This window comes from Desulfotruncus alcoholivorax DSM 16058 (genome assembly GCF_000430885.1).
GTDB classification, from domain to species: Bacteria; Bacillota; Desulfotomaculia; order Desulfotomaculales; family Desulfallaceae; genus Desulfotruncus; species Desulfotruncus alcoholivorax.
In genome coordinates this window covers 54,811-79,359 of the sequence record NZ_KE387266.1, presented here as the reverse complement: position 1 = coordinate 79,359, position 24,549 = coordinate 54,811, and the positions used below count along the sequence as shown (strand labels likewise).

General features: G+C 44.6%; 21 protein-coding genes. 5 read left to right on the top strand and 16 right to left on the bottom strand.

The window, feature by feature from the left end; genetic code table 11:
- Nucleotides 1–27 precede the first annotated feature (27 nt).
- Both H569_RS22365 and H569_RS0117515 read right to left on the bottom strand, forming a co-directional pair.
- Nucleotides 28–189 (bottom strand): histidine kinase, encoded by a 162-nt coding sequence (locus H569_RS22365; RefSeq protein WP_114679321.1) that lies wholly within the window; start codon nt 187–189, stop codon nt 28–30.
- Complete coding sequence (locus tag H569_RS0117515; RefSeq protein WP_027366034.1) at nt 186–641, bottom strand: Fur family transcriptional regulator; 456 nt, start codon at nt 639–641, stop codon at nt 186–188. The genes H569_RS22365 and H569_RS0117515 overlap by 4 nt, the downstream gene beginning before the upstream one ends.
- 500 nt (nt 642–1,141) lie before the next feature.
- Between H569_RS0117515 and H569_RS22670 the strand changes: the two genes are divergently transcribed.
- Nucleotides 1,142–1,480: a hypothetical protein gene (locus H569_RS22670; protein ID WP_157833580.1), complete on the top strand. Its 339-nt coding sequence runs from the start codon at nt 1,142–1,144 to the stop codon at nt 1,478–1,480.
- Nucleotides 1,481–1,525: 45 nt separating this feature from the next.
- On the opposite strand, the gene H569_RS23790 is transcribed toward H569_RS22670, so the two are convergent.
- Entirely contained in the window at nt 1,526–2,728 is a 1,203-nt protein-coding gene (locus H569_RS23790; protein WP_051273740.1) for a methyl-accepting chemotaxis protein, read from the bottom strand.
- A 161-nt stretch (nt 2,729–2,889) separates the two neighbouring features.
- Here H569_RS23790 and H569_RS0117500 point away from each other — a divergent pair, with 161 nt between their 5' ends.
- A complete protein-coding gene (locus H569_RS0117500; RefSeq protein ID WP_027366032.1) occupies nt 2,890–3,822 on the top strand; it encodes a Na/Pi cotransporter family protein in 933 nt (310 codons plus the stop codon).
- Nucleotides 3,823–3,869: 47 nt separating this feature from the next.
- Here H569_RS0117500 and H569_RS0117495 read toward each other — a convergent pair whose 3' ends face one another.
- From H569_RS0117495 to H569_RS20945, 3 genes are all read right to left on the bottom strand, one after another.
- Complete coding sequence (locus H569_RS0117495) at nt 3,870–5,138, bottom strand: D-alanyl-D-alanine carboxypeptidase family protein (RefSeq protein ID WP_027366031.1); 1,269 nt, start codon at nt 5,136–5,138, stop codon at nt 3,870–3,872.
- Between the two features lie 62 nt (nt 5,139–5,200).
- A complete protein-coding gene (gene feoB, locus H569_RS0117490; RefSeq protein ID WP_027366030.1) occupies nt 5,201–7,129 on the bottom strand; it encodes a ferrous iron transport protein B in 1,929 nt (642 codons plus the stop codon).
- A gap of 2 nt (nt 7,130–7,131) precedes the next feature.
- A complete protein-coding gene (locus H569_RS20945; protein WP_051273739.1) occupies nt 7,132–7,413 on the bottom strand; it encodes a FeoA family protein in 282 nt (93 codons plus the stop codon).
- 124 nt (nt 7,414–7,537) lie between these two features.
- Between H569_RS20945 and H569_RS22665 the strand changes: the two genes are divergently transcribed.
- Nucleotides 7,538–7,687: a hypothetical protein gene (locus H569_RS22665; RefSeq protein WP_157833579.1), complete on the top strand. Its 150-nt coding sequence runs from the start codon at nt 7,538–7,540 to the stop codon at nt 7,685–7,687.
- A 128-nt stretch (nt 7,688–7,815) separates the two neighbouring features.
- Here H569_RS22665 and H569_RS21545 read toward each other — a convergent pair whose 3' ends face one another.
- The 5 genes from H569_RS21545 to H569_RS0117450 all read right to left on the bottom strand — a co-directional run bounded on the left by H569_RS21545 (nt 7,816) and on the right by H569_RS0117450 (nt 14,155).
- Nucleotides 7,816–9,969 (bottom strand): diguanylate cyclase, encoded by a 2,154-nt coding sequence (locus H569_RS21545; protein WP_051273738.1) that lies wholly within the window; start codon nt 9,967–9,969, stop codon nt 7,816–7,818.
- A gap of 4 nt (nt 9,970–9,973) precedes the next feature.
- Nucleotides 9,974–10,183, bottom strand: a complete 210-nt coding sequence (locus H569_RS0117470; RefSeq protein ID WP_027366029.1) for a hypothetical protein — start codon at nt 10,181–10,183, stop codon at nt 9,974–9,976.
- A gap of 46 nt (nt 10,184–10,229) precedes the next feature.
- Nucleotides 10,230–12,128, bottom strand: a complete 1,899-nt coding sequence (locus H569_RS21540; protein ID WP_051273737.1) for a methyl-accepting chemotaxis protein — start codon at nt 12,126–12,128, stop codon at nt 10,230–10,232.
- Between the two features lie 313 nt (nt 12,129–12,441).
- Nucleotides 12,442–13,569 carry a radical SAM protein gene (locus H569_RS0117455; RefSeq protein ID WP_027366028.1) on the bottom strand — a complete coding sequence of 376 codons (1,128 nt, stop codon included), beginning with the start codon at nt 13,567–13,569 and terminating at the stop codon, nt 12,442–12,444.
- Nucleotides 13,570–13,714: 145 nt separating this feature from the next.
- On the bottom strand, nt 13,715–14,155 hold the full coding sequence (locus H569_RS0117450; RefSeq protein ID WP_027366027.1) for a hypothetical protein: 441 nt from the start codon (nt 14,153–14,155) through the stop codon (nt 13,715–13,717).
- 479 nt (nt 14,156–14,634) lie between these two features.
- On the opposite strand from H569_RS0117450, the gene H569_RS0117445 reads away from it, so the two are divergent.
- The gene (locus H569_RS0117445; protein ID WP_027366026.1) at nt 14,635–16,158 is read left to right on the top strand and encodes a class I adenylate-forming enzyme family protein; all 1,524 of its coding nucleotides are present in this window, start codon (nt 14,635–14,637) and stop codon (nt 16,156–16,158) included.
- A 41-nt stretch (nt 16,159–16,199) separates the two neighbouring features.
- Here the strand turns inward: H569_RS0117445 and H569_RS0117440 are convergent, their stop codons facing one another.
- The 5 genes from H569_RS0117440 to H569_RS0117420 all read right to left on the bottom strand — a co-directional run bounded on the left by H569_RS0117440 (nt 16,200) and on the right by H569_RS0117420 (nt 23,391).
- Complete coding sequence (locus tag H569_RS0117440; protein ID WP_034631275.1) at nt 16,200–17,360, bottom strand: S1C family serine protease; 1,161 nt, start codon at nt 17,358–17,360, stop codon at nt 16,200–16,202.
- A gap of 201 nt (nt 17,361–17,561) precedes the next feature.
- Nucleotides 17,562–18,269 carry a hypothetical protein gene (locus H569_RS0117435; protein WP_027366024.1) on the bottom strand — a complete coding sequence of 236 codons (708 nt, stop codon included), beginning with the start codon at nt 18,267–18,269 and terminating at the stop codon, nt 17,562–17,564.
- A 19-nt stretch (nt 18,270–18,288) separates the two neighbouring features.
- Complete coding sequence (locus tag H569_RS20930; RefSeq protein ID WP_081411099.1) at nt 18,289–19,605, bottom strand: sulfite exporter TauE/SafE family protein; 1,317 nt, start codon at nt 19,603–19,605, stop codon at nt 18,289–18,291.
- Between the two features lie 360 nt (nt 19,606–19,965).
- Nucleotides 19,966–21,606 carry an IS1634 family transposase gene (locus H569_RS0117425; protein ID WP_027366023.1) on the bottom strand — a complete coding sequence of 547 codons (1,641 nt, stop codon included), beginning with the start codon at nt 21,604–21,606 and terminating at the stop codon, nt 19,966–19,968.
- Nucleotides 21,607–21,867: 261 nt separating this feature from the next.
- Nucleotides 21,868–23,391, bottom strand: coding sequence for an SLC13 family permease (locus H569_RS0117420; protein WP_027366022.1), 1,524 nt, complete (start codon nt 23,389–23,391; stop codon nt 21,868–21,870).
- Between the two features lie 546 nt (nt 23,392–23,937).
- Here H569_RS0117420 and H569_RS0117415 point away from each other — a divergent pair.
- Nucleotides 23,938–24,546 (top strand): CBS domain-containing protein, encoded by a 609-nt coding sequence (locus tag H569_RS0117415; protein ID WP_027366021.1) that lies wholly within the window; start codon nt 23,938–23,940, stop codon nt 24,544–24,546.
- The last annotated feature ends 3 nt before the right edge of the window (nt 24,547–24,549 follow it).

Sequence of the window (24,549 nt, the reverse complement as noted above, 5' to 3'; positions counted from 1 at the left end):
TATGAAACAACTGCGGTGATTGTGTAATTAATTATTATCTTTCAAACGTTCCAGCTCGTCTTCAAGCTCTTCCAGCCGGTTAACCATTTCCGGCTTTATAGAATGGGCAGGAAATCTTTTTTTCAAGTCTGCAATTTGTTCCTCAAGCTCTTGGATGCGTTTTACACGCTCGTTTATGATTGTTGTCATTCCTTTATATTTTTGGTCACACATTCGCTGCACCGTCCGAATATTTTAAGTTCATGATCGCTAATGGTAAAATTATATGTCCTGTTGACCCTTTCTTCCAGTTCCTCTAACAGGTCTTCATTCATCTCAATTATTTTACCACATTGAACACAAATTAAGTGGTGGTGCCTGTGCCCGTCAGCGTTATCCACCCCGAACTCATAACGCTTTCTGCCATCTCCAAAATCCATGCTGTGGATAATATCAAAGCTGGAAAACAGCTCCAGAGTACGGTACACCGTTGCCAGGCCAACATCAGGTGCCTTTAACTTAACCAAATTATATACTTCTTCGGCACTGAGATGCTTATCTTTGTTTTCTAATAACACCCTCAGCACGTACTCCCGCTTGGGAGTCATTTTATATTCGTTGGAGCGCAGCTTTTCCTCTACTTCATCAATTACCCCGCGCATTTAAAACACCACCAAAAAGTTTCTATTAAGGTACGGAGACACACCTCCGCTCTGGGGTCAGGCCTCCTGGGTCGGAGGAATGTCCCCAATTAAGGAACGGGGACACACACCAGCTTTGGGGCAGTAACTTTGAGGGTCGGAGGATCCCCCAATTAATAGTATATCTAAATGTATTAGCCCCTGTCAATATGAACGTATGTCAATAATTTTAAAATAAAAGAATCCCCGTCAATCGACGGGGAGAAAATTGGATGGACTCTTTTGATATATTATACTACTCAAATATTTCGCTTGCAATAAAGAAAAAGCGAAAATTAATTGATATACAAAAAATGCGCGCGCATATCAGTACCATTGCGCACGCATTTTATATCTTTCAACCTTGTATAAAACAGGCTCACCCGTGTAAAAGATTATATAAACAATTACAATCCCGCTGCATTGATAAAAAGATGAACATAAAATACCAGGGCTTAATGGTAGAATCGAGGTGGTTTCAAATGTATAACAGAATCATATGCGACATGACCAACCCCGCCCTCAGAGAGGCCCTTGATCTCTTGGAAGAGGCGCAAAACCATTTCAACAACGCCAGTGATGACACTCTTGACGCAGCAATTTATGACCTTAACGCAGCGGAGTTTCATCTACGGGCAACCCTTAGAAGAGCCCGAGAAGGAATCCCCGTTAAAACCGACAAAAAATTGAATGCACAAACCTTTGGAGCAACAGCTTATCCTGCGCCCCAGCTAAAACAGCTGCGCAATGATCGCAATGATCGCAACGATAGGGTAGACGCCCATGCCGCTGACGCGTCACCAACAGAAGAATGGAAATAGCCGTTTAAGAGCAACCAGGTCACATGTTATTTACCGACGACTATTTCAGGCAGCATCCTTTTTTTTAAATACGTCAAGCAATTTAAGAAACCCTTCCAAAATTTGAACAGAAGACTTTAATAGCAGGTCAGTATTTTCAAGGGTTTTTTCTTCCGCCAGCCGACTGCCCGCCTCGTGCACCAAACGATGAGGTTCGTCAATAGTATTAAATTCATTAATATGATTGTATTTATTACGATTAGCATCATACCATTTACCAAAGGCACAGTCGTGATGGTTAACTAAATTACCACCCTTGCCGGCATTTATAATAACATTTTTCAAGAACACCGCGTGATCAAAAAGGCGGGCTGCCAGAATACTGATAACGGAATCAGATTCGGCAAATTTTAAATACGGTTCAACTATTGCACTTAAATGGTTGGCATCATCGACAATAACATCACCAAAGTCAACCGAAGCAGTAAGTTCCTGTGCAAGTTTGGCCAGGCTTTCCGTAGCCGTGGCCTGCTGCTGCATAGCGTTGGCGATTGTTTCCGAGGCTTCGGTGGTTTCTTCAATTTGTTTTATGCTCCGGCGCGTCCTTTCAGAGACCTCACTGACCTCATCCATATAGTTTTCCAGGGTTTTTTGCACTCCTGTCACCGCATCCCCCACCATCAAGGCTTCACCGTTAATCTGGTCCGATATGGTTTTGACCTCTGCAACGGCGGTTTTCGTCTGCCCCGCCAGCTTTCGCACTTCATCCGCCACCACCGAAAACCCCCGGCCGTGCTCTCCTGCACGGGCAGCTTCAATAGCTGCGTTTAAAGATAATAAATTGGTCTGGTCGGCAATTTCAGAAACATTTTGGGAGATATTATCAATCTTTTTGATCCTGTTAACCAGGTTGCCCGTGTCTCTGACCATTTGCTCCAGAGTTGTCCCGACCTGATTTGCTAATTTATCGAGGCTGTCTATTTTATTAATGTTTTCTATAGACCCGGTTCTCACCTGCTGCATTCCGGCGCTGATTTGTTGGGCTGATGCAGATACTTCTTCGGTAGTCGCAGCCATTTCCTGGCTGGTCGCCGCTAAATCCGAAGCTTTATTCACAACTTCCTGTATTTTTAACGATGCCCTAAAAGCCATAAGCTCCGTGTGAACAAGAGAAAAAACTGACAAGGCAGAAATAAAGTTAATCATGTCGTTTTGATTTTGACACATAACTTTACCTGCATCGTTTTTAAGAAAACTTAAAAAAAACATCAGATTTACCCTCCTACAACCCCGATTGTTATTTTAAGGATATAGTCCATTAATTAAAAAATTATGTCCATAAAATTAAAAAATTGTTAAACTATTTCCCGCATATCAAAGGGCAGCCAACCATAAACAGTAATAAATACTTGGCGCCGGGAGGGACTGTTTTGTTGATAATTGCAGGGGCCTTGACCGGTCTTTACCTGCTTCTGCGAGGTATGCAAATAATGAAGTCCGGACTCGAAAAGATGTCCAGGGAAAAAATGAGGCGGGTGCTATCAAATTTAACGAGCACTCCTGCAGCTGCTTCCATCACCGGCACGATTCTCACCATGCTGGCACAGAGCAGCACAGCCATATCAGTTCTTACCATCGGCTTCATTAATGCCGGCCTGCTCAGCCTGGACCAAGCCGTAGGAATTATCCTTGGGGCTAATGTGGGAACCTGCGTAACTGTGCAGGTGATATCATTCGACTTATTCAAGCTGGCGTTACCAGCGGTGGCAGTGGGAGCAACACTCCGGGTGATAGGACAAAATCGCACTGCCGGTCAATTGGGGCAATCTCTTTTCGGTTTTGGGCTGGTTTTTTGCGGCTTATGGCTAATGGCCACAGCCCTTGCCCCGCTTAAAGAAGCACCCTGGTTGAGAGAAATTCTATTAACCCTTCATGGCAGCCCCTTACGCGCAGTGCTGGCAGGGACGCTGGTAACAGCCTTACTGCATAGCAGCGCTGCGGCCACCGGCATAGTTATGCTTCTATCAGAACAACAGCTGGTTTCCCTGCCAACGGCTCTGGCCCTGGTTTTGGGCAACAATGTCGGCACTTGCGTTACAGCCGTGCTGGCAAGCTTAGGAGGGTCCCGGGCCGGAAAACAGGTTGCTGCCGCCCACGTACTGCTAAATCTTCTGGGGGCAATCTTATTCCTGCCCTTTATTCAGCCGCTTTCAACACTGGTTGCTTTCACTGCAGACAACCTGCCGCGCCAGGTGGCCAACGCACACACCTTTTTCAATATCACCAGCAGCTTGGCCGTGCTGCCGGTTGTTCATTTTTTTACCAGGCTGGTAAAGCTATTCGTCCCTGATCTGAGATCATAAATAAAAAAAGCAAAATCTTTGTTCTAAATACACAAAGAAGTTGCTTTTTACCAACGATTTTTACTGCGGGAATGCCGCCCGGGACGCCGCCGCATCGTCAATAATTTCAGTAAAAATGCCGTTATGATTATAGCTGCAGCCCAATACCACCAGTAACTTGAAATCTTGCGGGGCACAGGATAAATATTCACCAGCTGAACCCTGCCCAATTCCCGCCCATTGGTATCAAGGACCAGTTCCGCCAGTTTCTGCCCGGCTTTCAGCGGAGCACTGATTTTTTCCTTTAATTCAACCTTACGGTTTACCTCAGGGAACTCACCTACGGGGAAATCGTAATAAAACCCGCTTGCAGTCTCCAGTACGGCTCTTTTGGTACCATGCAGCACAGCGGCGTCAGTGATTATTTGTCTGGGCTTGACCAATTGCACCGGAATAAAATTATTAAACCCGTAATCAAGCAGCATTGCGGCATCGGACCACAAGTTGGCACCCTGGCTTTTCAACACCACCGCAATTAGTTCCCGGCCGTTCCTATCTGCAGAGGCGATAATACATTGACCTGCCTCTACGGTATAGCCTGTTTTGATGCCGTTTGCCCCTTTATAACCGTAATAATTACTCCAAATGAGTTTATTATGGTTATAAAAATCTTCCTGTACCGGACCATAGATTCGTTCCAGCCGCTCAATGTTTTGCTGCAATTCAGGGGACAGGTGCTTCCTACGATCCACTTTGTAATTAGTCGTTCCGACGATCCGCCTGAAAGCGGGATTTTTCATTGCCTCGCAACTAATCAAGGCCATATCCCGTGCTGTGGTATAGTGGTTTTCGTCAGGCATACCGTGCGGGTTGGTGAAGTGGGTTCCCTTCGCTCCCGCCTTTTGGGCCCTGGCATTCATTAATGTGGCGAAATTCTCCACCGATCCGCCCACATGCTCGGCAATGGCAATGGCCGCATCATTGGCCGAACTGAGCATGAGAATGTATAACAGGTCTTCCATTCTTACTTTTTCCCCGGGCTGAAGACCCACCCGCGTTCCCCCGATTTGAGCCGCCCGTTCGCTTACTTCCACCATATCACCAGGCTTGGACCGCTCGAGGGCCAGCAAAGCAGTAATTATTTTGGTGGTGCTGGCAGGGTACATCCTTCGATCCGCATTTTTATCAAAAAGTACCTGGCCGTTATTTGCATCAACCAAAATCGCCGCCTCACCCACCGGTTCCGGGGCATTGTCCGGAGCCGCAGCTGCGGTCGGAGGTCCCCCGACCGCCACCGTGAGATAAAAAAACAGTACTAAAATTGTCCTCTTAAACAACTGTTATTTCTCCCGCCAGAAAAATATCTCAAACAACGGTAATTGTATCACATTTCATCACATCAACCAACCCCTCGCCGCCACCGGCCCGCAATTACTGCCAGCACCAGCACTGTTGTTACAAACAGCGCGGTCAGCGGCAAAGTCATGGCCGGTTTAATTCCCTGCGCATAATAAATAACATGGGCTAAAAGCCCACCCATTGTAAAGGCCAGTGCCAGTACGGTCAACCAAATTACAATGCCTTCCCGCCAGCCCCTCTCCTTGAAGATAACCAGCGTTGTGGCGATACACGGAACAAATAGGGTCAACGTTACCAGGGCGATAAATTTTTGCATTGGATCCATTGGTATGGCCATAATGCCCGCCGTGCCGAAATCCCTACGGATAAAACCCATGATAAAGGCCCCGGCCGTTTCGCCCGGCAAGTAGAGCCAGCCGGTGGTTAATGGCTGCATCATTCGTTCAATGGCATCCATCAGCCCGGTAACCTTAAGCAAACTTAGCAGCAGTGCCCCTCCCAGGAAGATGGGGAAAGCCTCTTTAAGGAAGCTAAATGTCCTGGTCCAGGTTTTTTTTAATATATTATCCGGCCTGGGTAATCTCATCGTAGGCAGGTCCAACCAAAGCGGTTGGGCATAACCGGGCAGCAGGCGGTCCATTAAAGTACCCACCCCGGCCATAACGCTCAAGATAAAGAACCCGTATAAAAACATGTACTCCGGCCCCAGCGATCCTAAAATCGCCGCCACAAAAGCCAGCTGCGCCGAGCAGGGGACAGATAGGGCAAGTAAAAAGATAGCTATGCGACGCTCCCGGTCCGATGCCAGCATGCGGGTGGTTATAGCCGCCATTGTGACACAGCCAAAACCAAGCACCAGTGGAATTATAGCCTGCCCGTTGAGACCGATATAACTCATTACCCGGTCCATCAATGTCGCAATCCTGGGCAGATAACCCGAATCCTCCAAAATGGAAAGCACTAAAAAAAACCCGCCCACCAGAGGCAGCAGTAACCCAAACAGATAAGTCACAGCCATGGTCAGGAGGCCAAATTGACCTGTTAGAATAAAGCCCAGGGGTGAATCCAAATCCAAAACGTGGTTAAGCAGCGCCCGCACCAGCGGCTCATAATGTCCCTTCATTATGGTTGTTTCGGTAACTCCCACCACAGTTTGGGCGAAAAAAACACCCACCAGTTCATAAATCACCCATAAGGTTAAAAATAATGCGGGAATTCCCGTTAAAGGATTAATCAGCCAGTGACCAATCCTGGAGGCCATAGATAAATCTTTTCGCTTTTCTTTTAATACGGCTGCAGCAATTTCCCCTGCCCGTTTCCTCCTGGCCCTATAAATATTATCTCTTTCCAAACCGGGCTCCAAACCATAACGGGAAGACACTTCGGAATCTCCCTCAAGTATAAATAACGCCTCACTGCGGGGTATGCCCATGTAGCCCGCCGACAATTGCCCAACCAGTTCACCAGCCTGCCCGGGACGGGCCCCGGCCAGCTTTTCACTGAGCCGGTCAAAACCATGGCCGGTTACCGCCACCGTTGCAACAACGGGAACACCCAACAATTGCTCCAGCCGGGCGGTATCAACTGCCAGGCCCCGCCCTTCAAGTTCGTCAACCATGTTAAGGGCTATAATCATTGGCACCCCTGTGTCCACCAGCTGACAGGTTAAAAACAGATCACGTTCCAGGTGCACAGCGTCAACCACGTTAATAACTATATCCGCAGTTAAAACTGCGTCACGAACCAATGATTCTTCTTCATTATGGCCGGACAGCCCATACACGCCGGGCGTGTCAACCAGGAAATCGGAACCAAGCTTACCGCAATAAAATTCCATGGTAGTACCCGGAAAATTAGACACATCAACGTATTGACCTGTCATTCGATGAAAATAAACCGACTTGCCAACGTTGGGATTGCCCACAAGCACAATCTTTTTTTGTTCCCCTATGGAAACTGGATTTACCATAATTAAACCTCGCCAAAAGTTTCGCTTTTCAGCGAGGGCTTGGCCAATCCGGCCGCATCCGCCCGGGCCAAAACTTCAACATTGATCTGCCGGGCCAGCGATCTGCCAATGGCCAGTTCCTGCCTGTTTTTACTTACAACCACCGGCCCTGCCGGTACAACCTCGGAACAAGTTAATATTGTTCCTTCATCAATACCCATGCGAAGGGCCTGTTCCTTGATGCGAAAGTCTCCTATGGATATTATTTTAATTTGTTCGCCGCGCCTTACTTTATCTAAAGTAATTTAGGCCACCCCCATCATTAATTGATAAAGATAACCGTTCTCATTGATATTATATCAACATTTATTATTTAACGCTATAAAAAAATCGGGTTTGGATAAAAATAATTTAAAGGAGGGATGAGATATGGCAAATATTGATACCAAAGGCATGGAAGCAGCAAATTTATCGCAGGAACAATTAAACCGTTTGATTAATGCCGAGAAAGAAATAAATGCCGGCGGGGCAAACCAGGAAATATACCTTCTGGCGGTCCGGCGGCACCCGGGCAAATAGCAACCGGCAATTCCGGGGCCGTAAGCAAAGCGGCCCCGATTGGCAGCTTTTTCATTAATCAATTATGGATATAGTAGCATAACGACCGGTAAAGCAACTGCCTCTGTTCGATCGCCGGGGTCTTGACGTCAAGATAACTCCGGCAATTCCCGGTGACCGTTTTCTCCAAAACGTTGAGCATAATCTCCTGTTAAAACATCAATAAAGATGCCTGTTAAAACCGGATGGAACTGTTTGCCCCTGTTTTTGTGCAATTCCAAAATCGCTTCTCTAAAAGTCAAATGTTTTTTATACGGCCTTTGTGAAACCATGGCGTCAAAACTGTCAGCCAAGCTGATAATCTGAGCGCCCAGGGGAATGCTATCCCCTACAAGGCCGTCGGGGTAGCCTTTGCCGTCATACCGCTCGTGATGGTGCTCGATGTAGGGAATAATGTTTTTAAACTGTCCAAAGGATCTGAGCATATTGCTGCCCCAGCGGGGGTGTTGTTTAATAAACTGCCATTCCTGTTCAGTGAGAGTCCCCTGTTTGGTCAGGATTTCACAAGGGATTTCAAGCTTACCAATATCGTGCAGAAAAGCGGCGATTTTAATTTCTTTAATGACGTCACCGGGTAGTTCAAGCTTGCGGGCGATGGCTTCAGCGTATTCCGCAACCTTTTCCGAGTGGGCATAGGTATACCGGTCCTTGGCGTTGATTATGGTTAAAAGAGTGTTTAATGACTTCATTAAATCCCGGTCGGAATGCGATAATTCCCTTTGAAACTCTTGAATGGCGGAAAAATACAACTGCACCTGGTTTTTTGAATTGCGCTTGGCGTGATACATTGCCTCGTCTGCCAGTTTAAGCAGTTCTTGCGCGTTATCCGCGTGATCCGGATAAATGGCTATCCCTATACTGGCGGTTAAGCACCCACCCGGCAATTGGTCTTTTTTCTTAAACGGGTGTTCTTCGATTAATTGTTTTAACCTTTCACCTACCTGCAAGGCCCGCTCGCCGTTGGCGCCTGGTAAAATGATGCCGAACTCATCTCCTCCATATCTGCCCACGATGTCGGAATTTCTGGTGCCGCTAAGTAATACTTTGGAAAATTCCAACAGCAATTTATCGCCGCACTGGTGGCCAAACATATCGTTATAATATTTAAAATTATCAATATCAAGTAGTATAAAGGCCAGACAACGATTCTGCTCCCGGCATCTTTTTATTTCATTGTTGAGAGAATTCTTAATATAGCTGTGATTAAACAACCCTGTCAAGCCGTCCCGGAGGGTCATGGAGTAAAGTTTTTCTTCAAGCAGCTTGCGGTGGGTGATATCCCTGGCAATTACCAGCACATCCGACGGAACTCTGTGAGATAGGGGCAGGCAATCAACGTTTAGCACCGTTTCCCAGCCGTCGGACGAAGTATATAACAATTCCTGGTTACATCTACCCAGGCCGGAAGCAGCCACTTCTTGGACGGGAAGTACGAATTTAATTGTTTCCCTGCTTTGTTCACCGGTGAATACATTTTCAAATTTTTTACCCAGCACCAGCGAACGGTCTATTTGAAAAATTTCTTCGGCAACCCTGTTAAAGCTGGTAATTTTGCCGCTGCGCCCCACGGTAATGGCAGCGTTCCTGGTTGTATTCAGGATGGCCCGGTAATTGGTATACTCATAGAACATCCTGCGCCAGGTTATTAAACTCGCTGTAATGCCTGTAACCAGTCCCACCAGCGTAAATATTATTCCCAACTTAACCGCCAGGCGGCTGTCGGCCAGGGCCGCGGAAGTTATTTCGCCGGTGTCGGCCAGTCGCATATCTCTGATTATATAAACAGAGTTGCGCAGATTTTCCTCCAGCAGAAAAAGCTGTCCTTTTACTTCTTCCGGCAGGTTTACTCCTTTTTGCATGTTGGAGATAACTTGCTCCTCACAGTACCGGTTATACTTTTCATTCAATAACCTTACATTCCTGGCCAGCGGTTTCCTGGACTCCCTGATTACTTCGATCAGGCGGTCTTCCAGCACCAGGTTGGTCCTGGCCAGCTCCCTGAATCTTTGCAGGCTTTCCGGGTTACCTGTAAGCAGATAGTTATTGATATAGTGAGACTGCAATAAAACATTTTCATAAATTTGAGAAATGTCGGCTACTTTATTTTCCTGCACCGAGATTTTTCCAATATTATTGCTGACTATCAGCAACCAGCGCAAAACCAGGCAAGCCATGATCAGTGTGCCGGCAAGGATTGCAATATAGGCCAAAAGGTACTTTTTATTAGCGTGTGAGTTGATCATTTGATTACCCCCTATTCATTTGGGGCCGGTTCAAGTTCGCGGATATAAGCCCGAAGTGGTTTCTTACCAGGAAGCATATTTTCTCTATTTCCCAGTCCACCACCAGGACTTCTTCGGGGTAATCATCTTTAAACAAGTAGTCAATTAAACCCTTAATAGTTGTTATTGCGTTTAGAATTTCCTCCCCTATCAGTTGATCCCGGCAATTCGACACCTTTCCATCCCTCCGCGCAAACCAATCTAACCTGAAAATTTACATGCTACTCTTCAACAATAAATCTGGCAGCGGCATTTTGCAGTTCAACTGAAATACCTGCCAGGTCCTGCGCTGCGCCCGATACCTGTTGAATGGTGGAAGAAATTTGCTGTATGGCTGCCGAAAGCTGCTGGGCACCTTCATTAATTTGTTCTGCACCCATAGCCAGATCACTGATCGTTTCAACATTTCTATCAATGGCAGCCGTAATTTTGCTCAGAGCCACACCGGCGCTGTTAGCTATTTCCACACCTTCGTTTACTTCAACCAACCCTTTATCCATCATCATCATAGCCTCACCGACACCGGTTTGAATTTGTTTAACCAATTCGGTAATCTCATTGGCCGCCCGGCCTGATTGCTCAGCCAATTTACGCACCTCATCGGCAACTACGGCAAATCCCCTGCCGTGTTCGCCGGCCCTGGCGGCCTCAATGGCGGCATTTAAGGCCAGTAGATTGGTTTGATCGGCAATTCCGGTTATGGTACCAATAATTTCCCCTATCTTGCCGGACTGTTTACCCAGATTGTGCACCGCCCCGGCAATTACCCTGCTGTTCTCGGCTATGGAATTAATCTTCCCCAATGCCTTCTGGATGGCGGTATCCCCATCCCCGGCAATCTCACGCATGTTGATTGATTCCTGCTGCGCGGCCCGGCTGTTCTCTGCGCTGTTGTTTATTGTAGCCGCCACCTCGTTGGTGGTGCTGGCCAGTTCTTCCACTGTGGCGCTCACCTCTTCTCCCGACGCGGCCATTTCCTGGCTGTGGGACGAAAGTTTAACCGAAGTGTCCTGCAGGTTGGCCACAATTCCCCTTAATTGGTACACCATTTGGTTAAAAGCGCTGCCCAGCTCGCCTATTTCATCCCTGGATCGAACGTCCACGCTGCGGGTTAGATTTCCGCCGGCAACTTCTTGAACACAGGCCAGAAGTGCGCTAATCGGCCGGACAATCTGCCTGGCAAATAATAATGAAAACCCGAGACCTATTAAAACCACAACAAGACCAAGAGTAATTATAAACTTACGCATGGTATATACGGGAGTTAGAAAATCGTCCACAGGTGAGGTCAGCGCGATGGACCAGCCTTTGCCCCGGTAGTTGCCCCACCCGTCCAGTGGCACGTAGGCAACATATTTATCCACGCCCTGGTAAGTGTAGCGTGAAAACCCGCTTTCGCCCCGGATCATTTTTTCTCCCGCCGCTTTAAGCGCGGGAATCCCCATTTCCAGGATATTTTGATTCAGCACCATTTCCCGCTCAGGGTGAGCCATAATTACGCCGGCTTCGTTAACTATAAAAGCGTATCCCTTTTTGCCATGTTTTTCCTGCATTGTTTGAAATTCGTCCGCCATAGCCCAGATGGTGCTGTCCAGAATTAAACGGCTGGTCAAAGTACCGATAATACTGCCGCCGCTATCTTTAACGGGACAGGCAAAACTTAAAACAGGCTTTTTTAGATCTCTGGACATGCGCACATCTGAGATGTATAAATCACCCTTTATAGCAGCCTGAAACCACTCAGTGTCGTTCTTCATCACCCCGACCGTGCCTTCACTGTCCGCAATTTGCATACCGGAAGCGTCGGTCATTGAGATGGAAGCGTAGCAGCCATAATCCTCCTTATAGCTTTTTAAAACCGCCGACTTTTCAGCACTGGTGGTGGTCTCGTTTCTTAACACTGGATGTTTGGCCATTATTGCTATATCCTTACTGCGTTCAAAAATGTATTTATCCACCATATCTGAATAAATACCCGCGTCAGTAATAAGCCTCTCTTTGGTATAATCAACCAGCATAGCGCGGGATTTGTTATATGCCAAATAACCAATTACAAGGACAGATACCGCAATCAACACCGTGATTATCACAGCCAGCCTGGTTTGGATACTTTTTTGCATAGAAAACGGGCAAATATACGCCAGCTATATCTGCCCTTACTCACCTTCCTTCTTTTAAAATTATTTGTGATCTCTATCACAAACCATCTTAAAAAAATATTAACTTTTTGCTAAATTTTTGTCAATAACTTTACAACATTAACCACAAAAAAAATACCAGAAAAAAAGAGCTCGCGGTAAAAAGGAAGAAAAGGAGCAAAAATATTGGATCTATAGCCAGCCTCCCAATCCTTAACTTTTTAGAACCGTTTTGCTCATGCCGTGTTGCCATATAGTTCCTCCCATTTGACAATTATAGAGGTCATCCATGTTATTACACAAAACCACGGCGAATCCTGGCCAGCTCTTTTTTTATATTTTCCGGTCCGCCGATTTGACTTAGCAGTCCCTGCACGTAATTATATCTATTTTTATTTTGCATATCGTCAAGTTTTAAATATATTCCCGCCCTTCTGCCCAGCTGATAATTATTTTTGGCATCCTCCGGCAAAGCAAGGTAACGGTCAATTATGTCCAGCATTGTATCCCGGTCGGCCGGCAAAGTGCCCTCAAGCTCTTGCAGCAAATTTAACATATGGTCACTGACAATTGTCGTGGTTACTCCATCGAGGGACTGAATGATTAAACGCTGTTCCTCCACCATATCATCCTCCCCGGGCACCGTGAATATACCGCTTTGCGCCATATCATAAAGCGGTGTTCCTTTTAATACTGATAGTGTTCTGAATCGAACATAATCAGGGTTACCCGCATTGATCACCCTGGCGGTTTCCAATGCATGCTCCCTGGCATGTTCTTTACCCCCGAGGCCGGGCATGATATACCAGCACAGTGATATGCCAGCCCCCTTTATTTTATGGGCCGCTTGAATCAACTGGTTTGCTGTAATGCCTTTTTTAACCATTTTCAGCACAATATCGGAACCGGATTCCATGCCCATATGAATCCTGGCCAGGCCGGCATTGCGCAAAGCTAAATAGTCATCCTCATTTTTCCTGGCCGCGGTATCCGCCCTGGCGTACGTTGTGACCCTTTCCACCGTTGGAAAAGCAGCCCGGATATATTCTATAACCTTAACCAGGTCTGAAGTTTTTAACAGCAACGAGTTGGCGTCCTGTAAAAAAACAGACCTGCCGCCATAATACAACCAGGAGGCCACGTGGTAGTGCAAATGGCCGTACCGTGCCCCTGATTCGTTCACAACTTCACTGCTTATCTTGCCGCCGAGACCCTTTGACCAGGAAATTTGCATTACCTGCTCACTGACCTGTCTGACGGTATCCACATCGCGCAGCACGTCTTCAACAGGCCGGCGGCTAAACTTTTCTCCCTTGTAGGTGCTGCAAAAGGCGCATTTATTCCACGGGCAATTTCTGGTTACCCTGATCAGCAAACTTGCTGCCTCGCTGGGCGGCCTAATCGGCCCCTGCTCTATGTGCATTTAACCCCCTCCATTAAAACATGATTATGGTTCAGATTTTACCACAAAACATAACCTCAATCAGTATTATCCATGCCGAAAAACCAATAACCAAAAGATAAAAATAAAAAACCAGGGTAAGTCCCTGGTCGCAAACTTAACTTTCTTATGCGTACCTGTAACCGGAAGAAAAGTGCGCCATGTACATCGGGCCGTCCATTTCCCAGAACCCTTTAGGAGGTGCAGCATTGCTACGCACCGACCCAATAGAGAATTTTTCAGTACTGACAACCAGCGAAGCACAATTATTCAGCTGAACTTTTTCCCCTGGTCCAAGCATTTGGTAGTTTCCCTGGTAATTATCCTGGTCGAACACGCATATGTAACACTGACCTGCATCAATTGATGTAACAGGGTTCATATTATGGAAATTTTTTATAGAAGTGTTTGGTATTAAGGAGTACGAAAAAGCACCGTGCCAAATGCGAGCCTTCTTGGTTACGTCCTGTATACTGAAAAACCCCTCAAACGATTTAATTAGCCTTTTCAATACATTGGGCGCCGTCCAGTCCATATTTTTACCTACGGTTTGAGAGACGCTTGACATATAAATCACCCCCCATTTTCTTACTGATATAATAAATTCTTAAATTAATTTAATAATCTGAATTTGTTGAACTCGCAATAGCATTGTCGCAATTTTCACAACTCGGCTAACACACTTAATCTAGCTGCAAACAACTACCTTCGTATTTTATTTTATATTTTATTTTACATTGTCACCACATATTTTAGCAATAGTTTAACGCAAGTTCTTTAAATCACTATCTAAACCCAACTTTGTGAACAATTACTCTTGTCACTTTTTTTATAAAATAAATAATTTTATAGGAAGTGTAGCAAACCTTTTGTTACACCGGGGGATTATCAAGAAGGATTTCTGAGCTTAAAGATCGAACTAAATTAAAATTATTAATTCCTTAAATACAGGTTCTTTAGCTGCACATTATATTAAATAATTACTTTGTTTTCACCCCAAAATGTTTTAGAATAAAATTAGCCCCGGCGCATCAAGGAGGTTTCAATATGAACTTACCTGTGAGACTTGCTGAAATAGCACGGGTATCCCCCGGTCAGGAGGTTATTGTTTTTAAAAACCGGAGAATGACGTACGCCCAACTGGAAACCCGGGTTAATCAGCTGGCCGGTGGGCTGCAACAATCGGGTATTAAATCCGGCGACAGGGTCCTATTAGCCATGAGTAATTGCCCTGAATTTGTAATTGCCTATTATGCTATTATTAGAATGAAAGGCATTGTGGTACCGGTTAGCCCCCAGCACACAATTAATGAATTTGCCGTTGTAATTAGAGACTGTCAGCCAACGGCGGTAATTACAACTTTGAAACTGAATGAGAAATTTGCCACTTTAAAGGAAAAAATGGGCGTTTCTCTAAAAATAATCGTGAATGAATTAAATTCTGAAGATGAAGGTTTTTTGAGCTTGGAGCAAATTTTTGAGCTTGGCGCCGGTACTTTTCCCGATACCAAGTACAGCCGGGAAGATATTGCAGTTATTTTATATACCGCGGCAACGGCAGGAAAACCCAAAGGAGCGATGCTGACCAATTATAATCTTTACAGCAACGCTCTAACATTCTCTCAACTTTGCCGCATGGCCCCTTCAGACCGTGCTCTGTTAACCGCACCGGTTTACCATGCTGCTGCTCAGACGTGTATAATGAATAGCTCCATCGTTGCAGGGGCAACTATAGTTGTTCAGGAAGGATGGCAGGGTGCCGCTGAAACATTAAAGATAATTGAAAGTGAAAAAATTTCATTCTTTTTTGGCCCCCCCACCATGTACAATTTTATTATCAATTACAGCGATTTAGATAAATTTGATACCGGTTCGTTACGAATAGCTTTAACCGGTGCTGCCACCATGCCTGCCGACCTGTACGAGGAATTTGAATCAAAAATGAAACTACCGATAACTGAAGGCTACGGGTTAACCGAAACATCACCGGTGGTGACCGTCAATTTTATTGGCTCTTCAAAAAAACCGGGTTCAATTGGCAAACCTATTCCCGGTGTAGAAGTAAAAGTTGTTGATTACGAAGACAGGGAGGTACCCCAGGGGCAGGTTGGCGAAATAGTTGTTCGCGGACCCAATGTAATGAAAGGATATTACAACCGGGAAGAAGAAACCAGGTGGGCAATGCGCAACGGGTGGTTCCATACCGGTGATTTGGCTTACTTTGACGAGGACGGAGACTTATATATTGTTGACCGCAAAAAAGAATTGATTATCCGTGGAGGAATTAATATTAACCCGCGGGAAGTTGAAGAAGTGCTTTATGACCACCCGGATATATTTGAAGTGGCTGTGGTAGGTGTTCCAGATGCGGTAATGGGCGAAGAAGTGCTCGCTTTTATCATGCCCAGGGAAGGCAAAAAACTGGATGATGAGCAAATTAAAAAGTTTTGCGAGGGCAAGATGGCCAATTACAAGATACCTCGCTATTACAAGTTTGTTGAAAATATTCCCAAAACTTCATCCGGAAAACTTTTACGCAAAGAACTGTTAAATTGGATCAGTAAACAATAACATTAAACACCTCCGGCGGAGACAACCGGAGGTGTTTCTATTTACTGCATCTGCGCAGGTTTTTCACCTACCACAACAGTGATATACACGGGCTGGCCGTCCCGGTAAATTAATAGCAATAATTTTTGTCCAACTTCCGTTTTCTTAATGCTTTCAGCCAGTTCATCAGCGTTCTTAATCTTATGCTTTTGAAACTCAACAATTACGTCACCTTGGCGCAAACCTGCTTTTTGCGCCGGGCTTCCCGGCACAACGCCAACCACGACCACACCTTCACTGTTTTTTAAATTAAGGTATTCTGTCAAATCAGGAGTTAGGTTTTGCATTTGAATGCCCAGCCAGGGTCTGATAACCTTACCTTTCTGCATCAGCTCATTTCGCACATCCTTAACCGTGCTGGTCGGGATAGCAAAACCTATTCCCTGTGCCTGGGCAACCGCAGTATTAATCCCTATAACTTCACCTTTTAAATTTAACAGTGGCCCCCCGCTGTTACCCGGGTTAATTGCGGCATCTGTTTGCAGCAAGTTTTTGTAATACCTGCCTTCAACGGGTACAGGCCGGCCTTTGGCGCTGATAACACCAACCGTTACTGTATGGTCAAAGCCAAATGGGTTTCCGATGGCAATTACCCAGTTTCCAACTTCTATTTTTTCAGAATCGCCCAATTTTAAATATGGAATGTCACCTTTTTTATCTATTTTTAAAATTGCCAGGTCCAGGTCATAATCAGCACCTATCAACTTGGCTTGATAATCTTTTTGATCACCCTGGACAGTAACCATAATTTTATCTGCGCCGTCTATCACGTGCTCATTGGTCAATATGTAGCCGTCCTTTGAAATAATAAAGCCGGAACCGAGCCCGGATTCGGTTCTGGGCTGTTGCCTCTCAGGTATTCCAAAAAAATTACGAAAGAAAGGATCATTCCAGAGCGGGTCAATATAATTGTTCCCGCCAACTTGTTTTTCCACGCTTATTTTAACCACTGCGGGGCCGGAATTTTTTACTATATCTGCGATTGTACCGGCACCAACTCCTGGCAGCCCCTGGTCGGGGGTATTACTGGAATACCCGGGCGGTACCGTTTTTTCGTCTCCTTTAAAGTCATTAACCAGCAAGCAGCCCCCGGCGAACATTATGCCCATAACAAATGCAGCCAGGCCGGCCAGCAAAATAAAACGCTTGTATCCCTGAGACAACCCCACCACTCCTCGTATATTGTATTAGCCAATATATTAACAAAAAATGTTTGTAATTTCCACCTGCGTATTTTAAAAAAGAAGAAGCGAAGCAATCCCATATTGAGATTGCTTCGCTACGCTCGCAATGACAGTTCATTGTATTGGGGACATTCCTCCGACCCTAAAGCCCGGTATCATAGAGAGGATGTCCCCTTTCCATTATGCCTCCGCTTTTTCACCGTGCGACGAAGCAACAATACCCAATCCTTCAAAGAGATACATTATCGCAAAGCCATACAGAATTGTGTAGAGTACGTAGAACACCAGCATGAAAGTTGTGATTCCGCTTCTTTCATTAACCTTGACGGCTTGAATTCCTTCGAAATTATAAGCCGGCTCAAGTCCTTTTGTCATTACGCTGTTTACTATATCCAATTCCTTTACTTTATTATCCAGTTTATACTGGGCGCTAATTGCTTTAAAACCGTTATACCAGTAATAGATAACTTCCCTGGATTCCATTCCGTACTTACTTTTTAGTTGGGCACCGTTGTTATTGAATTCTATATCCGCATCGTTTAATGCTGCTACGGATACTTTGCCCAAATCGCCAGCGATTTTAACCTTGCCGCCAGCGGGAGTAACCTGCGCGCCAGCGGCTGAAAAAACCTTGGTGTACTTTTCTACGTCTTCCGGGCTTTCAGCTTTTACTGAAACCTGGAAGCTGGTGCCTTCAAATTTGGCCGCTTTATCAGTAACCTTGGGAATACTGTAGGTCGAGCCCTTAGTAAGCTGGTTGAACAAGTCATCGGCTGCCTGGATTACCGTTTTGCCGTTCATTACCGGGCTCATCATAGTTATAAACACCGCGGTAAAGATGAGCAGCAACACAATGCCGGTGATAAATTGTTTCTTATTTATTATCATTACTCAACACCCCCTTATTTTAGTTGGTGGCAGTGGACAGTTTTGCCTCTGCCTCAGCCCTGGCCTGCTCCCTGAATTTGCCAACACCCCTGAAGAACGAGACCATAATCCAGACGGAGAACAATGCTGCCAGAACAAAGAACACTATATTACCGACATTTGTCAAAACAGCCATGCCTTGCTTACTCATTGACAGGTAACCGGCATCGTTCAGTTTGGGCGGTAGAGCACAAATCCTGTTGGTGAAACCTGCTATAATTGTCAGGGCGTAAATGGCGCGGATAGTGGAGCCCTTCAGAACTTTGGTTGCCAGTGCGCCCATCTGAACCCCCACCAGTGAACCGAGCAGCATTCCCATGGCCACGCTGTAGAACACATAACCGTAAACTGCATACTGGGCGATTGAAGAATAAGCTGTGGTGAAGATAATTTGCAAAATATCTGTTCCTACTGTGGTAAAGGTCGATACGCCAAGCCCGTACACGAAGATCGGGAAGGTCAGAAAGCCGCCGCCGACACCCATCATGGCAGCCACATTACCGACGATGAATCCTACGATAATCAGCGGGTAAACCGACAAGCTGCGCCCACCGGGAACGATATCCTCATCGAATTTAACCCTGGGCTTCAGGGGCAGTGCCTGCAGCCACTTGGCAAACTTTGTCGTAGCTTCAGTTACGTTACCACCGGCAGTTTTGTTTTTCCTGCTGGAACTGATCCAGTCATACAGAGCGTATGCGCCAAGGATGCCAAGTATAATTGCATAGATCAAACTAATGAAGGCGTCACTCAGGGCGGGACTCTTCTGGTAAATGGCCCGGTTAATCATACCGCCGGTGGTGGCGCCTGCTACTGAGCCAACCACAAACCAAACTGCGATCCAGAAGTTTACATTGCCCATCTTCTTGTGAATAACCGTACCCATGATAGCTTTGGCGAAGAGGTGAAACTGGTCGGTACCAACCGCCATGATACCTTTAACACCGATACTCATCAGCGCGGGCGTAAGCACGTACCCGCCGCCGGCTCCGATAACCCCGGTGATCAAACCCGCCATAAGGCCTACAAATATGGAGCCGATAAACATATTTAGGGTTACGAAACTTGGCATATACCCTTTGCTTCCACCGAGATACCCCGGCAGGTCGGCAGCCGAGGCCACTTCCAGGCCTACGCCGAGCAAAACAGGCAGCATTGCAACCAATAACCATTTCCATCTCCTGCCGAGAATTACGCGGCTCATTTCAAGCTCCCAGTTGGCTTGCGCCCTGGATAAATCTGTTAGAATTTTTCCTGTGGCCAGGCCCCCTGTGGCCATTTTTTTCATAATACCCATTATTGTCTTCCCTCCTTAATTTTAGAAAAATTCCATTAACGCCTTTAAACAAGCATAGTTTATTTTTTTGTACACCAATTTGCTATTTTTCCACCACCTCTTTTATTGTGAAATAATATGCATTTGACAGTTTGCAACCGGTTTTCGGGGTAGTGACAACTTTTTAACAAAAACAGTTGATAAAATAAACCGTTTTATGTTATTATTTTTATGAATAGACCAACATACAGCTTGCTTTTACAATTACGTCCGCCAATGTAATTGTAGGGCAAAATATATTGTGCATTATTACACAATGTGTCCGAAAAAAATATTGTTACTTTTTGTTGCCACTTTTTATAAGAGTAAAAACCGGAACCGTCAAATAATATTACGATGGTCTCTGACTATCCCAATGGCGCTAAGAATTTTTTCTTGAGACTCAGTAATGCTGGTTGTAGATTTAAATTCTTCGCCATCCAATTGATTAATTGCAACTTTAATCTCTTCCAATAAAAGCAACGCCTTGCGACTATCCAAATTCAGGCCGGCTTGACGCATTATCCGCTCCAGTGTTTTTTCAAGTGCCACTGCAAGCACACACACGAAAATATTGGCTGATAAGTTAAGTTCGGCATAAAGGTAATTTTGCCTTGGCTCAAAGTTTTTAATTTCTTTAAGCGATTCACTCATATGAGCAAGCCCTGAATATGCTTTTACAATTTCTTGCCCCCTGAGGAAGTTATTATTGGTTTCCAGTATAAACGATCCAGCAAGCGCGATGTCCCGCAAAATTTGGTCTTGCTTAAATCGATATGAGAATTCCATGGTGGAATCATCGTATTGCCACTCAATGTATTTACGGCAAAAACTATCCTTAAAGACGCGATGGTTATTTATTTTTACTCCACGTTTTTCTTTTAACCCCCGCTTAAGCTCGGTAAATTGATTATCTATCATATTGAGTCTTTCATAAATCATGCTTTTCATTTGTTCCGAAGCTCTGGGATTACAGCATAATAAATATCTTATGTCACCATTTCTTATTTCCTTGAACCAAAGATCTTCGTTAATTTCACTAAAACCATTTAAACCTGATTTCATTTCTCCTATAAACAAATCATGATCTTGATCAACCATGTGTTTGCGTCCGATAATATATTCGTAGCCATGAGCTACTAAAATCTCCAAGGCCGGGTTGCCAAGGATACTGCGGTCGCCGACAAAAATGCATCTATCAATTCCAAAATTACGCCTCAAGTATTCCAGTACCGCTTTGTATTCCACTTCCTCTGTATTCTCCCTGATAATTCTATGCCCCAGAGGCATGCTGTCCCTGCTGACCAGCAATCCCAAATCAATTTTCTCAAATTCTTCGGGTTCCCCTAAAATATATTTACCATAGGATACCAAATTAAGGTCCTCTTGCAGTGGCGGTTCGAATACAGCTGTGGTTAATCGACAGAACGCCAGGTCCGTATTTATTTGAAACATGTTATTAATGTTTTTAAAGATGCCGCTTTCAAGTTCTTCTTTAAATTCCGCCATTAGGTCCAATGCCTGGTAAAAGTGGTGAGGAGATAAACTCCGACCCTCCAGATCCGGCAAATAAAGGCAGTGGTACCAATCACTTATTGCCTGTTTATGTTGAGGTCTGATTATCTGGTTAATTACCATTAGCTCTGCCAATAAAGGTACATCAACCTCATTATCCGGGGTTGGAATGATTTTATTAAAAACTTGTTCCACACCTAGCAATTCCCATATTTTATGTATTGCCAGAACTTCACCGTAGCGCAAAATCTTCTTTGTCTCAATCTTGTCAGATTTTTGATCTACTCCACAGATTTTTGACAAACCGGCTATCAGGCCGTTAACCTTATCCGGCGTTAATCTGTCCAGACTTCCAAGGTTAGCGATAACCCTTTGTTTAACTTTATCACCTTCTCTGTAATTTTCAATCAACTTCAGGTAAGTGTACTCTTTTCCGTTACTTTTACTGGTAATTTTACGGAAAAACATTTCCTCACCACCTTTGAACCAACTTCCTGTCTAGTCTCCAACTTTGTAATAACTTTTCACACTACTTTCTGTCCCACGGTTGATAAAGTTAAAATTTTCACTAATTCATTTGTTTCTTACCTTCCAATAATTTTAGCTCAATTTTTGCTTAAAAAAACTATACCACATATTTTTTATTTGTGCAATATTTCACCATGTATTTTTTATATTTGTAATTGCCGCAATATTTAGAACCATTAGGAATAAACGTTGCCGAATTGTTCACCAGATACCCAGAACACGCCACCAAATACCAGCCAATCCAACAATAATAAGTACCAGAGAGATAATGAATAAAAAACTGCCCGCTTTAAGAAAATCAGATGCTTTTAAAAAACCGGGTCCATATACAATAGCATTTGCTGGGGTTGCAATCACCAGAATAAACGAAAATGCCGAACCCAAGGAGGTGGCAACACCAATAACCAACGGTGAAGTACCGGCTAATTCCGCTGCCTTGATGAACACAGGACCCACCACGGCAACTGTCGGCCCGTCAGCCATCGTATTGGTAACCAGTGCTGTTATAGAAGTGGTTACAGCCAGCAGCGGAAGCCCTTTGGATATTCCAATGGCCTTTGCCCCGGATAAAAGCAACTTGGCCAACCATGAGGCCGCCCCGGTTGTTACCAGCATTTTACCCATTGAAACTGCCCCGGCATAAAGTACAACCACTCCCCACTGTGTTTTTTGCTGCAAATAGTTCCAATCAACAAGGCGCAGTATAACCGCCAAGATAACGCCAATCATGGCAATATTACCAACGCCATACTGCCGGCTAAATAGAACCCATCCTGCAACTATGGCGAGGAAAATGGCCATAGCCGCTTTTGCTTTCGCTGTCATGGGACCGTCTGCATCCAATTCGCGCTTGATTCTTTCCATTACATCCTTTAAATCTTCAACCTCGGGTTGATACAACTTTAACAACCAGTAAGTCACTATAATAATCATTATCAATGTCAGGGGAAAGGCCATTAAAATCCACTGTCCATAGCCCATGTTTATACCCATGTTATTTAAAAAGCTGAGCATCAGGGCATTACGGGCTCCACCGGATGGAGTGGCGATGCCGCCAATTATTACTCCGTAAGCAATGGCCAGCATCAATAGTTTACCCAACCTGGGAACCTTGTTAATGCCTCCGCTTAATGATACAATTCCAACCCCAATGGGAAACATTATTGTCACAGCAGCGTGTTCGGTTATAAACCCGGCGCTTAACGCGCAAAAAGTCACCATTCCCAAAACCACCCTGTCAATTCTGGTGCCGGATATTTTCAATATGAAAAGGGCAAATTTGTTATGAATGTTATACTTAACAAGCATAGCTCCCAACATCAAAACTCCCATAATAAATATTACAGCATCATCCATAAAGGTCCTGGAAACCTCCTGGAATCCCGCTATTCCCACCACAACCTGGTAACAGCCAATAACCATTGCAATTACAGGCAGAGGAAGCGCCTCCGTTAAAAAACATACTACTACAAAGGCCCACAATCCAATTGCATATTTCCCCTTATCGGTTAGGCCGTATGGCGTATTCATTAAACAAATTACAACAAGCAGCAAAGTACCAAGTAATAGCCATTTCTTTTCAACAATAAAAGATTTCAGCCCGTTTAACCAATCATTTTGTCCAGCTTTAAGCCGGGGCTGTACAGAAGATGGCTCGTTATTACCACCTGGTTTATCTTTATCATTCCTATATTCCTGCAGGTCAAAAATCTTTTTGTTACCCATACGTCACCTGCTTAACTGGTGAAATAGTTTTTTATATTATACTTTAAAGCTTAAAAAAAAACACTATCCGGCTATTTACAGTAATGATAAATAATAAAAGACAAAGAAATGCGCGCATGTTAATCACTTGCGCGCATTGACTTTCTAAAAAATTTTCTTGTTACTTTTGACTTGGCACCCCGGTAGTTCCCTCTGCACGTTGCGCAAATTCCCTTGTAGCCCGTATGGTTATGCAGCATAAGCTCGCAAAAGAAAGTAAATGTGAAATATTGCACATTATAACAATATACTGTATAATGGTTCTAAGCCATTTGTGAAATTTTTAACTATTTCGTCACTATGTTTATAAATATTTTTGGGGGTGATTAAAACCTTAGCTGAAATATAAGCCGGATATTACCGGTTTATGTTTCCTCCAAGACGACTAACACCAAGATCTTTGTTAATAATATCACAACCCTGCGCCTTTGACAATTGTTTTAGTTGAAAAATTGTCACTACTTTAAACATAAAATTCACTTTATAGCGTCGAAAGGAGGCCTAATCATGGAGAACACCAACACTTATGAAAATAAAGTAAAAGATATCATGATTCCAATATATGATTACCCGACTGTGTCTGGCGAAGCTACCCTTAAAGATGTATTACGAGTTTTATTGAACTCTTATAACTACCAGGGCAAACCCCGAACCGGGCGTAATTGTGTCTTTATCGTCGATAATTTTGAATTGGTGGGGACATTCGGAATCCCCGAACTGCTTGCGGCCATTGAACCCCAATACCTCAAAAGATCTGTTAAAAACGTTAATGAATATTACTTATGGACAGCTGAGATTGCTTTTTTCTGGGATGGTCTTTTAACCGAACGCTGCCAGGAAATTGTACATAATAATGTTAGGGATTTCATGCAGCCCATTGAAAATCATGTTGATATAAACGACACACTGCTTAAAGCTGCTTATTCCATGGTAAAAAATAAGGTTGAAGCAGTTGCTGTTAAAGATAAAAAGCGCCTTGTGGGCATGGTCCGCAGTGTTGATATTTTCAGGGAAATTACCCGCATAGTCTTCAAGGATGAGGCCGCCGCCGCGAATTCCAAGATTACGAGCAGCGCCTGGGCTGGCAACATAACATTTACGCGGCCAACTGCATAACGG

Coding starts and splice junctions, on each gene's coding strand:
- H569_RS0117515 (WP_027366034.1), bottom strand. CDS start 641: ATGCGCGGGGTAATTGATGAAGTAGAGGAAAAGCTGCGCTCCAACGAA.
- H569_RS0117435 (WP_027366024.1), bottom strand. CDS start 18,269: ATGATAATAAATAAGAAACAATTTATCACCGGCATTGTGTTGCTGCTC.
- H569_RS22665 (WP_157833579.1), top strand. CDS start 7,538: ATGGCAAATATTGATACCAAAGGCATGGAAGCAGCAAATTTATCGCAG.
- H569_RS21545 (WP_051273738.1), bottom strand. CDS start 9,969: ATGATCAACTCACACGCTAATAAAAAGTACCTTTTGGCCTATATTGCA.
- H569_RS0117445 (WP_027366026.1), top strand. CDS start 14,635: ATGAACTTACCTGTGAGACTTGCTGAAATAGCACGGGTATCCCCCGGT.
- H569_RS23790 (WP_051273740.1), bottom strand. CDS start 2,728: ATGTTTTTTTTAAGTTTTCTTAAAAACGATGCAGGTAAAGTTATGTGT.
- feoB (WP_027366030.1), bottom strand. CDS start 7,129: ATGGTAAATCCAGTTTCCATAGGGGAACAAAAAAAGATTGTGCTTGTG.
- H569_RS0117420 (WP_027366022.1), bottom strand. CDS start 23,391: ATGGGTAACAAAAAGATTTTTGACCTGCAGGAATATAGGAATGATAAA.
- H569_RS0117415 (WP_027366021.1), top strand. CDS start 23,938: ATGGAGAACACCAACACTTATGAAAATAAAGTAAAAGATATCATGATT.
- H569_RS0117450 (WP_027366027.1), bottom strand. CDS start 14,155: ATGTCAAGCGTCTCTCAAACCGTAGGTAAAAATATGGACTGGACGGCG.
- H569_RS22365 (WP_114679321.1), bottom strand. CDS start 189: ATGACAACAATCATAAACGAGCGTGTAAAACGCATCCAAGAGCTTGAG.
- H569_RS0117455 (WP_027366028.1), bottom strand. CDS start 13,569: ATGCACATAGAGCAGGGGCCGATTAGGCCGCCCAGCGAGGCAGCAAGT.
- H569_RS0117425 (WP_027366023.1), bottom strand. CDS start 21,606: ATGTTTTTCCGTAAAATTACCAGTAAAAGTAACGGAAAAGAGTACACT.
- H569_RS21540 (WP_051273737.1), bottom strand. CDS start 12,128: ATGCAAAAAAGTATCCAAACCAGGCTGGCTGTGATAATCACGGTGTTG.
- H569_RS20930 (WP_081411099.1), bottom strand. CDS start 19,605: ATGGGTATTATGAAAAAAATGGCCACAGGGGGCCTGGCCACAGGAAAA.
- H569_RS22670 (WP_157833580.1), top strand. CDS start 1,142: ATGTATAACAGAATCATATGCGACATGACCAACCCCGCCCTCAGAGAG.